Origin of the sequence: Amycolatopsis sp. SID8362 (genome assembly GCF_010550475.1) — a bacterium.
Classification (GTDB): domain Bacteria; phylum Actinomycetota; class Actinomycetes; order Mycobacteriales; family Pseudonocardiaceae; genus Amycolatopsis; species Amycolatopsis eburnea.
Window position 1 is genome coordinate 1 of the sequence record NZ_JAAGNB010001186.1, and the last position, 1,424, is coordinate 1,424.

Genomic DNA, 1,424 nt, shown 5'->3' on the forward strand with positions numbered 1-1,424 from the left:
GCCGAGCGCGAAGCCGCGCAGGTCCGGCAGGCGCACCAGATAGCCCTCCGCGACCAGCAGGTTGAGCAGCCGGTACGTGGTCGCGGGCGGCATCTTCAACGCGCTGGAGATCTCCTTGGCCGTCACGCCCGGCCCGGCCGCGACCACCTCCTCCAGCACGGCCAGCGCGGAGCGGACCGCCTTGGGCTGGCGGCCCGACAGCGGCGCGGGGTCCGGGCTCACAGGATGTCCTCGGCCGTGGTCTCGTCGTAGATGCCGATTTCGGCCAGCCGCCGCGGCCGCCGCAGCCGGAGCCAGGCGTACCAGGCCAGGCCGAGCGCGGCGAGGACGCCGAACACCGCCGGGTAACCGCCGTCCACAGTGGACGTCGTGAAGAGCGCCAGCGTGACCAGCAGCGCGGTCCCGGCGATCGCGGCCGCCGCCACCGCGCCGCGGGTCAGCTCGCCGATCCGGTGCAGGAACACCGGCGCGGCCACGCAGACCAGGAGGTAGGCGATCAGGTAGCCGAACCCGGCGACGTTCAGCAGCGTCGTGAACAGCCGCGGGGGTGAGGCGCCGAACGCGACCAGCGCTGCGGCGGCGAGCGCGATCGCCGGCACCGTGCTCAGGATCGCCACGTGCGGCGTCCGGAACCGCGGGTGGGTGGCCCCCAACCGCCGCGGCAGGATCCGCTCGCGGCCCATCGACAGCAGCAGCCGGGCCAGCGCGCTCGACACCGTCATCGCGCAGGCGAAGAACGACGCGCCGATCCCGATGTCCAGCAGGTACGACAGCCACGGTAGGTGCTGGGCCGTGGCGAGCGCGGCGACCGGCTCGGACTGGGCGGCCAGGCCGCCGGGCAGGCTCCGCGTCCCGAGGCTCTGGGTGTAGGCGGCGACGAGGTACAGCACGCCGCACAGGGCCGCGGTCCACTGCATGGCGCGGGGGACCGTCTGGAACGGCCGCCGCGCTTCGACGCCGAACGACGTCGCGGCCTCGAAGCCGATGAAGGCGCCGAGGGCGGGCAGCACCCCGGCCGCGATCCCGCCGAGCCCGCGGTCCGGCGCGACGAACGGCGACTGGAGCCCGACCCGGCTCAGCAACAGCGCGAACACCACCAGCATCAGGCTGATCGACACCGCTTCGGTCACCAGCACGACCCGCGCCGACAGCCGGACGCCCCGCACCACGCACACCGCCACCACCGCGCCGAGCAGCAGCGTCACCGCCGCGGGGACGACCCAGCCCGGTGACAGGCCGGCCCGCTCCAGCGCGCCGCGCACGTACGTCCCGGCCGCGGTGAGGGCGGCCATCGCGAGCATCGCGTACCCGATCAGCAGCGCCCAGCCGCAGGCGAACGCCGCGCCCGGGCCGAGTCCCTTCGCGGTGAGGCTGTAGAGCGACCCGGCGGCCGCCATCCGCCGGGTGAACTGGGCGACGCAGAC

General features: G+C 75.0%; 2 protein-coding genes. Both read right to left on the minus strand.

All coding sequences use genetic code 11. The annotated features are described in order from the left end of the window. On the minus strand, positions 1-222 hold a 222-nt coding region (locus tag G3I65_RS36965; RefSeq protein WP_160700207.1), incomplete at its 3' end, for a helix-turn-helix domain-containing protein. Further along, on the minus strand, positions 219-1,424 hold a 1,206-nt coding region (locus G3I65_RS36970), incomplete at its 5' end, for an APC family permease (RefSeq protein WP_160700208.1). The genes G3I65_RS36970 and G3I65_RS36965, both read right to left, overlap by 4 nt.